This window comes from Nostoc sp. CHAB 5715, from assembly GCF_020829685.1.
GTDB lineage: Bacteria > Cyanobacteriota > Cyanobacteriia > Cyanobacteriales > Nostocaceae > Nostoc.
On the sequence record NZ_JAIVFR010000234.1, the window covers coordinates 1 to 8,468 of the forward strand.

Annotated in this window: 8 protein-coding genes and 1 pseudogene; 5 read left to right on the forward strand and 4 right to left on the reverse strand. The window is 42.9% G+C overall.

The window, feature by feature from the left end:
* The first annotated feature begins 18 nt into the window (after positions 1–18).
* From hppD to LC574_RS14745, 3 genes are all read left to right on the forward strand, one after another.
* The gene (hppD, locus tag LC574_RS14735) at positions 19–1,074 is read left to right on the forward strand and encodes a 4-hydroxyphenylpyruvate dioxygenase (RefSeq protein WP_229454221.1); all 1,056 of its coding nucleotides are present in this window, start codon (positions 19–21) and stop codon (positions 1,072–1,074) included.
* Positions 1,071–1,508, forward strand: coding sequence for an N-acetyltransferase (locus LC574_RS14740; RefSeq protein WP_229454215.1), 438 nt, complete (start codon positions 1,071–1,073; stop codon positions 1,506–1,508). The genes hppD and LC574_RS14740 overlap by 4 nt, the downstream gene beginning before the upstream one ends.
* Positions 1,509–2,072: 564 nt before the next feature.
* Entirely contained in the window at positions 2,073–3,011 is a 939-nt protein-coding gene (locus LC574_RS14745; RefSeq protein ID WP_229454222.1) for a phosphoribulokinase, read from the forward strand.
* A gap of 409 nt (positions 3,012–3,420) precedes the next feature.
* On the opposite strand, the pseudogene LC574_RS14750 reads toward LC574_RS14745, so the two are convergent.
* Positions 3,421–3,652 (reverse strand): annotated as a pseudogene (locus tag LC574_RS14750) (hypothetical protein).
* A gap of 220 nt (positions 3,653–3,872) precedes the next feature.
* On the opposite strand from LC574_RS14750, the gene radC reads away from it, so the two are divergent.
* Positions 3,873–4,604: a DNA repair protein RadC gene (radC, locus tag LC574_RS14755; protein WP_229454216.1), complete on the forward strand. Its 732-nt coding sequence runs from the start codon at positions 3,873–3,875 to the stop codon at positions 4,602–4,604.
* Between the two features lie 192 nt (positions 4,605–4,796).
* The gene (locus LC574_RS14760; RefSeq protein ID WP_229454217.1) at positions 4,797–4,934 is read left to right on the forward strand and encodes a hypothetical protein; all 138 of its coding nucleotides are present in this window, start codon (positions 4,797–4,799) and stop codon (positions 4,932–4,934) included.
* 12 nt (positions 4,935–4,946) lie between these two features.
* Here LC574_RS14760 and LC574_RS14765 read toward each other — a convergent pair whose 3' ends face one another.
* From LC574_RS14765 to LC574_RS14775, 3 genes are all read right to left on the reverse strand, one after another.
* Entirely contained in the window at positions 4,947–5,153 is a 207-nt protein-coding gene (locus tag LC574_RS14765) for a hypothetical protein (protein WP_229454218.1), read from the reverse strand.
* 200 nt (positions 5,154–5,353) lie between these two features.
* A complete protein-coding gene (locus LC574_RS14770; protein ID WP_229454219.1) occupies positions 5,354–5,728 on the reverse strand; it encodes a hypothetical protein in 375 nt (124 codons plus the stop codon).
* A gap of 149 nt (positions 5,729–5,877) precedes the next feature.
* The coding region (locus LC574_RS14775) for an MFS transporter (RefSeq protein ID WP_229454220.1) at positions 5,878–8,468 on the reverse strand (2,591 nt) is incomplete at its 5' end.

The window sequence follows — 8,468 nt, forward strand, 5'->3', positions numbered from 1 at the left end:
GCTGGATTTTCAGTATCTATGAAAATTGAACACGTTCATTTCTATGTAGAAGACGCCAAAGTATGGCGGAATTGGTTTGTACACCATCTTGGTTTTCAAGCAGTAGCCGATCGCAGCATTTTATTTCACACTCGCACAGAAGTGGTAAAAAGTGGTGCTGTTTGTTTTTTTCTATCTTCACCACTCTTACCCACAAGTCCAGTAGCTGAGTTTTTGCGTCAATATCCACCTGGTGTGGCAGATGTCGCTTTTGCTGTCGAAGATGTAGAAAGCGCGATCGCACTAGCTCAAAAACACGGTGCTACAATCCTACAACCCACCCAGGAACGCCAGGTGGGTACGGAATTCCTCAAGTGTGGCAAAATTGCCGCCTGGGGTGGACTGACTCATACATTGATCGAAAGGTCATTAGTTTTTGACAAAGGACAAATGACTAATGACAACACTTTTACCGCCATAGATCACATAGTGTTAAACGTAGCAGTTGGTGAATTAGAAAATGCTGTCGCTTGGTACGAAAATATCCTAAATTTTCAACCCCAGCAGGCTTTTAAAATTAAAACCAATCGTTCTGCTTTACACAGTCAAGTGATGGTTTCGCACAACGGCAGCGTCCAATTGCCAATTAATGAACCAGCTTCCAGCAATTCCCAAATTCAGGAATTTTTAGATGTCAATCGGGGGCCGGGAATTCAACATCTTGCTTTGCGGACGACTAATCTTGTGAGTGCGATCGCTAAATTTCGTGCCAGTGGTTTATCGTTACTCTCAGTTCCCCAAAGCTATTACACGCAACTAAAACAGCGTCCAGGACTGCCTCTATCACCCCAAGAACTGGAAGCGATCGCTCAACAGGAAATTCTAGTGGATTGGCAAGAATATACTCCTTTAGAGGGAGGAAATATCGCGCCCTTATTACTACAAATTTTTACCCAGCCAATATTTGAACAGCCGACATTTTTCTTTGAGTTTATTGAACGCCGTTTCCAAGCTCAAGGTTTTGGCGAAGGTAACTTTCGCGCCTTATTTGAAGCCATTGAAAGCGAACAAATCAAACGCGGTACTCTGCAATGATACCTGATTACAAAATATCAATTGAAATTCAGCTAGACTCCAAACAAGTTGATTTTATAGATAAGCAACTTCATGATTTCAATGTAGGCAAAATTGGAGATTACCAATATACGCCACTGTTTCTATTACTTCGTGATTCAAAAAAAAATGTCGTGGGCGGCTTGGAGGGTTTTATCGGCTTGGGATGGTTCCATATCGCTACCCTCTGGGTTGCAGAGGAGTTAAGAGGTTATGGATATGGAAAAGCACTTCTTTTAGCAGCAGAGCAAGAAGCTATTAATCGTGATTGCTTAAACGCATATCTTTTTACTTACAGTTTCCAAGCTCCCAAATTTTATCAGCACTTGGGGTATGAAGTTTTTGGAGAGTTAGAAGATTTTCCTCCACGCCATCGTCGATACTTTCTTAAAAAGAGTTTACAAAAAAATCCTTAGCTAAAACTTGAGACTCTCGGAAATTGGCAGCCATTAGGGTGCGCTATAGCGAAATGCCTAATGCACCGTCCAATAGATCCTGAGATTGCTGGAGCATTTATATATTGTTTTGGTTACTCTGGGTACTTAACGGTAATAGAAGTAGGCATGGAATTAATTACATTGTTATTAGGACTTACGCACGCTCTACGAATTCTTGGCGTTCTTGGCGTCTTGGCGGTTCGATAAATTAAGCTTTTGGGCGATTTTTGCGTAAGTCCTATCTAGAACGAAATAGCCCTGGTATTTGATTACGTGAAAAAATCAGTACACCCCGAAAAGGCTTCTTCCCCACTCCCCACTCCCCACTCCCTACTCCCTGTCTACACAAATAATTTCAAAAATCAAAGCGGACTGCTATAGATTGTAATTATTGTGCCAAAAGCGATCGCACACAAACTCTATATATGTAGAGATATATTGCATACCAAGCCTTTGTTTGAGTTACTTGCCTAAACCCTTCTAGAATAAAAACTATTGTAGGGAAATTTTATTACTAAACTTGCTTTTATTCTGGGAGGTATGATGAGCCGTCCAATAATTCTTGGTATTGTAGGCGACAGCGCTGCTGGGAAAACAACACTAACGCGAGGAATCGCCCAGGTACTCGGCCCAGAAAATGTTACGCTGATATGCACAGATGATTATCACCGTTACGATCGCAAACAACGTGCAGATATTGGCATCACCGCTCTCCACCCGGACTGCAACCACTTAGATATAATGCAGCAACACCTGTCGTTGCTACGCACAGGACAACCGATTCTCAAACCAGTTTACAGTCATAAAACCGGCACATTCGAGCCACCGCAGTATATCAAGCCAAACAAATTCGTGATTATTGAAGGATTACTCGGTTATTCTACCCGTGCTGCTCGTGATTCTTACGACGTTAAAGTTTACCTTGCACCTCCTGAAGACCTACGCGCTAAATGGAAAGTTAAGCGGGATACCCAAAAGCGAGGCTACACAGATGAACAGGTATTAGCAGAATTAGAAAAGCGTGAACCAGACTCAGCACAATTTATTCGTCCGCAGCGGCAATGGTCTGATATAGTCATTAGTTTCTATCCACCTATCGGGGAAGATGATGAAACTAATGGACATTTAAATGTGCGTTTAGTACTACGTCCGACAATTCCCCACCCAGATTTTACCCCGATTATCAACTCTACCTATGGTAATTCTGACTCAGCGATCCGCTTGGGGCTAGACAGGGATATGAGTAAGCCGGTGGATGTCTTAGAAGTTGATGGTCATGCAACCTTAGAACAGGTGAATAAGCTAGAGCATATTATTTGTTCTGATATGCCCCATTTACGAAGTATTTGCGATCGTGAAAGTAATCCCGAACTGGGTAAAATTGCTGGTACAACTGGTGAGACAATTCAGAGTTATCCTCTGGCACTCACCCAGTTAATAATTACCTACCACATGCTCAAAGCAACGCAAATTTATCAATAACTGGGATAGGGAGTGGGGAGTGGGGAGTGGGGAGTAGGAAGTAGTGTTGTTCCATCAATTTACAGCTATTTTCAGGTAAATAGACTACGCGGTAGGGGTTTAGCAATGCTCATACGTGTCAACTTAAGCTAAAAGTAGCTTAACTGTTAGCTTCCTCACCCGCCTCGAACTAAAGTTCAAGGCTCATAGCTAAAGTCTACTGAAGTAGACTAAAAATTTTTGGCTATATTTAGTCATCTTCAGATGACTTCCGCTATTAGCAAGGAACTGAAGTTCCTTGCGGGACATGGCTTTTACGCTAAGTTGACACCAATGAGCAATGCGCTTTACCCCTACAACAGATGTGGTTCAAATACATGAAAACTGCTGTAAAGACGAGTTAACCAAAATGAGGGCAGCACTGAGGATTTCATAGTTGGTCATAATCCAACGCCTTAGCTTGTCCCTCAGCGATTTCTTGTTTAGCACGCACTGCAGCAGCTACACCGCTTTTGTTGCGTTCTCTGGAAAGATTCGTTCCACTGAACTTCATCTTGTAAGTCATTAATGTATTCTCGAAGATGCTCTGCAACTCTATCCTGTACCTCAACAGATAAAGACTCCATCATCTTCACTACAGTAGCGATCGCGGAGGATGACATGGTGTGCTGCTCTTATATAAAATTCTTTTATTAAGCTAGCATCAATTGCAGCTTAGTTGAACTTTGGCGTGAGAATTAGGCGATGCTTACTTTGCTAACGGCTAAATGATAGAGAAAATTTCCTAAAATTAAAGATTTTCTCAAATAAAGATGATTTTGAGAGCAAACAAGGGATAACTAAGAATAGTTCCATCTTTGATGACTATTCTCTAAGTTTTCTATGACCTATTGCCTCAGAATTGCCGACCTTCCTACAAATGAGCGTCCGCGTGAGCGATTAATGACGCATGGTGCCAAAATTTTAGCCACAGCAGAATTAATTGCAATTCTTCTAGGCACTGGTCAAGGCCCAGGAAAACTATCGGCTGTGGGTTTGGGACAATATATTTTGAGCGAATTAGGCAAACACCAACGCGATCCTTTAGCAGTTTTGCGAGAAGTTAGTCCTGCTGAGTTGATGCAAATTTCTGGTGTTGGCCCGGCGAAGGCGACAAGTATCTTAGCAGCAATTGAATTGGGTAAACGCGCCTTTCAATCTCGGCCTAATGACGGCACATTAATTGATAGCCCACTTGCTGCTGCTGCTACCCTCAGTCAAGATTTGATGTGGCAGATACAAGAACGTTTTGCAGTGGTGCTATTAGATGTTAAGAATCGCTTATTGGGTACGCAAGTAATTACCATTGGCACAGCAACCGAAACCCTAGCCTCTCCCCGTGATATTTTTCGAGAAGTTATTCGTCAAGGTGCAACGCGGGTAATAGTTGCTCACAACCATCCTTCTGGAAACCTTGAACCCAGCCAGGAAGATATAGAATTGACGCGTCAGTTGTTAGCTGGGGCGCAGCTTTTGGGCATTCCGGTACTAGATCATCTGATTTTAGGTAATGGCAATCATCAGAGTTTACGGGAAATAACAACCTTGTGGGATGAGCATCCGCAGGGGGATTAGCGAAAGAGCAGGGGCAATACGGTTCAGTTAGAGCTAAAAACCTGATTTTGCGTAGGTTGGGTTGAGGAACGAAACCCAACATTCTCTCGGCTTTGTTGGGTTTCGCAAAGCCTCAACCCAACCTACAATTATCCTTAACCCAAGCGTATTGAGAGCAGGGGAGCAGGGGAGCAGGGGGCAGGGGAGAAAGATATGCTCATTCCAAAAGCAAAAAGGGTTTCAGAGCAAGTAAATTTATTTATGACCAAAAGCAAAAATATTTATTTTGAGCGTCAAGTGCCACGAGAAATAATGCGTCCAAGTTTTTCAGAGCAAATAAATCCCATCTGAGAACTACTGCACTCAGTGGTGGGTAGTTTCCACAGGCTCCTTCGGTTGTGTGTGGGTTGGCTTTTGTTTGGTTCTCGGCGGGATTACGTATGCTACTGCACCAACCCCAACCATTCCACCGCCTATGATATACATAATATTTCTAGTGAAGTATTGGGAACCGATATATCCAAAAGTGATTGCTGCCACTGTTGTGACGATCATTTGAGGTAGTTTCATATTTAAAATGCCGTTGTTTGCTTAATGAATAAAGGAGTCTTTGGCAATTGGTAAGCTGTTACGCAAATAAGATTGCACATCAACTGGTGAGGTTGTCCAAAGTCATTTGTCCTTTGTCCTTGGTAGACACAAATGACTAATGACTAATGACTAATGACGGTCTACACGGAGTTTGTGCAATATGTAGGCGCGTTAGCTTACTATTCATTGATTTGTCGCTGAGGCTTTTCACCGAATGAGGCACTAGCAACAAAGCTGGAAAAGCCAACAAGCATCCAGCCGAAGCAGATATGTTTTCGTATCTGCCATTCATGCTTTTTACTGAGGGAAACTGATTTTGTGTTCGCCTCAATAATCTCTAACCCCCAACACGAAAGCGTGCCTATCCCAAATAAGCAACTACTGGCAATAGAGGCAACCGCGATTGTGTTTAGAATCCGAACAGTAAAATTTGGATTTCTCACAAGAGGCTTTTGCTGACGGCGATTACGGAGCAGGGCTAATTCGTCTGTGCGTAGACGCAATATATGCTCTTGTTGAATCAGAGGATAAGCAATTTGTTGATTATTAGTCATTTGTTGTCACCAGCATCTAGTTTTAATAGCATCCATATCAGTGAACACATGATAAACTTCCGTTACAGGTTGTACTACATTCCACAGGGGGGTATCAAATTTTCTTTGGTAAGAAGTTAGAGGTAATTGCACTAATAAGGCTATCAATTTTAATTTTTAAACTGGTATTTTTTGAGTAATTCTTTGACTTGAGCAGCTACCAAAGGATGTGGATCTTTTTGTAACTGGGGGAGGATTTGCAGGAGAACGCGATGTGAAACCATATTTAAGTATGCGATCGCAGCTTCTCTAACAAAGCCTGTTGGATGACGCAAACTCACTAAAATCTCAGAACTTGTCAGTGGCGTACGAGTCGCTTGAGCAAAATGAAAACAGCAGGCTAGACACCAGTCAGAAAGGAAGTTACCCAACATCAGCAATCTGTGGAGGCGATCGCTAACTATCATATTTTCATATTCTACAATCTTAGCTTCTACCAGATGTTGCAATTTTTCTGGCTGCGGTCGGTTATCTAAAATATTCAGCAACAGAGATTTTGAAGACAAAGTTATGGTATGCTCTAGGATTTCTAACCCTCGTGCTAAGTTTACCACTGAGAGCGATCGCAGATTAAATGTTGCTGCCTGCATCTTTTCTGGCGAGTAAAGCAGTTTCAGTAGCAGTAGCAGCCGCTCTTTGACATCCAATTCCAATTCTAAAAGGGCGCGTTGCAATAACTCAGAGACAATCACAATCCTCTGGCTAGATTGATGATTTTCTTTTTCGTCTAGTGTTTTCAAGTCTATATATGCGGCGTAAATCTCGCCTAAAAACTTTAATTCCTGCTCAATTAAATTTTCTACCCGACTTTCATAAAATCGATCCGCTAAACCTTTAATTCCTGGTTGTTTTTGTATTTTTAGTAAGCTGCGAAGAATATGATCCCTAGTTGTACCCCAAGATGTTTCCAACTTTTCCCATAAAGTTTCCAATGCTTCCTGACTACCAATTTGAGCAATGGTACGCCAAGCATACATTCGCACTACTTCTGGTTTGTAAATATTGGTAGCTACCCGCAACAGCATCTCTATAACTTCATTCTCTAGTCGTACTAAAGCTGACATTGCTGTAGTGCGGGTTGATTTGTAATAAAGTGCTGCTATCAGTGCACAATAGTACTCTTCTAAATGGGTTGCTGCAATCATATCCAATACGGCACAGCGCACCCGTAACGACTCATCTTGTAACAAATTCGGGATGTGAATCCGCAACGCCTGCAAATAAACTGCTTCTCTAAGCGCTCTAACTCCATTTACCCGTTCCCGTTCTTGCTTATGAGTCAACATCCGGCGCATGGTTTGGGTAGCTGCTACCTTTTGCATGGGCGTTCCCTGACGTAAGACTAAAGCGGCGGCGGTGGCGCGGATGAGTGAGTTATGTCGGGGGTTCAGGTATTCTTCTAGGATGCTTAAATTGGGATTTGGTTCAGCTAGCCAAATGTAGCGCAGCGCTAGGGCGAAAACTTCGGAGTTAGTTTCTTGGGGTTGTTCTAGCAAAGGACGGATGGCGGATAGATAAGCGGGATTTGCACCTGCTATCAGCATGACTTCCAAACTTTGGCGCTGCAAATCTGGGGTTAACTTGACTAACAGAGGTGCTAAAACTTCCGCACATCCTTGGGGATCAATTTGGGCTAAAAGTTCAATACAAGAGCGTTTATCTGCCTCGCTGCCTTTTTCTCCCAAGGCTTTGACTACACCTTGCTTGAAGAATCGTAAGCCGACATTGGTTGCACTCAACTGGCCCCGTGCCACACTCAAGACTAACAGTTCAACATAGCGCGATCGCAATTCCCAAACTACTTTTAAACAGGTGCCAGCTATCAGCATTGTTTCTGCTACTAACACCCACTTTTCCAACGGTACGGGTATAAACTGCCCACAAAACAATATAGTTGCAAAAATTAGCACTCCTGTCAAACCTGTAGCGATCGCTTCGGCGGTTCCGCCAGATAAAGTCTGCATCCGGCTGCGAATTGCCTCTGGAATCGGTTGGTACAGAATGGGGCCGCTACTCATGACAAAGGTGTAGCGCAGAAGTTCATCGCAGAATTTGACAATTATTAGTCCCCAAAAAAAGCTTTGTGATTGGATGGCGGGAATTAAATAAAATAACACCAGCACTCCTGGTAGTGAAAAGCCGACGGTGATTGGTAAAAGCGTCGCTGTGAAAAATACCCCCATCCGTTCGATGAGTCGGCTGGAAATAAACCACTGCAACAACAACTCACACAGTCCCAACGTCCCACCGAAAAGACCTAAGAAGCTGGCGAGTTCTCGGTCGCCCAAATTAGATTGGAGTTCGCGTAGATATTGAAAATCTATTAACAACCCAATGACTTGTAACAGACCGACAAAAGCAAATAGCTGCCAAACATAGCGCTTCAGGGGACTTTTAATAAAACGCTGTCGTGAAGCTTGTTCTTCAGTAACTAGTCTTTGTGGGGTTTCAGGAAAAGCCGCTCGATAGTGATGAGTTAAATAGAATAAAATCCCCGATCCGAATAAAATTACTATACAGGCGATGAGGATGATCTTATTCAGCGTGGCGTATTGCACTAGCCAAGGCAAACTAAAGCCACTGATCACATCTGCGACTAAAAGCCCACTACTTACCAGTGGGTAAGTCCGTTTAATCTCCCGAATATTAAATATTTTGAAGGCAATTAATACTTTTAACAACTGCGATCGCCCTGAGAAAG

Coding starts and splice junctions, on each gene's coding strand:
- LC574_RS14770 (WP_229454219.1), bottom strand. CDS start 5,728: ATGACTAATAATCAACAAATTGCTTATCCTCTGATTCAACAAGAGCAT.
- LC574_RS14765 (WP_229454218.1), bottom strand. CDS start 5,153: ATGAAACTACCTCAAATGATCGTCACAACAGTGGCAGCAATCACTTTT.
- LC574_RS14745 (WP_229454222.1), top strand. CDS start 2,073: ATGAGCCGTCCAATAATTCTTGGTATTGTAGGCGACAGCGCTGCTGGG.
- LC574_RS14760 (WP_229454217.1), top strand. CDS start 4,797: ATGCTCATTCCAAAAGCAAAAAGGGTTTCAGAGCAAGTAAATTTATTT.
- LC574_RS14740 (WP_229454215.1), top strand. CDS start 1,071: ATGATACCTGATTACAAAATATCAATTGAAATTCAGCTAGACTCCAAA.
- radC (WP_229454216.1), top strand. CDS start 3,873: ATGACCTATTGCCTCAGAATTGCCGACCTTCCTACAAATGAGCGTCCG.
- hppD (WP_229454221.1), top strand. CDS start 19: ATGAAAATTGAACACGTTCATTTCTATGTAGAAGACGCCAAAGTATGG.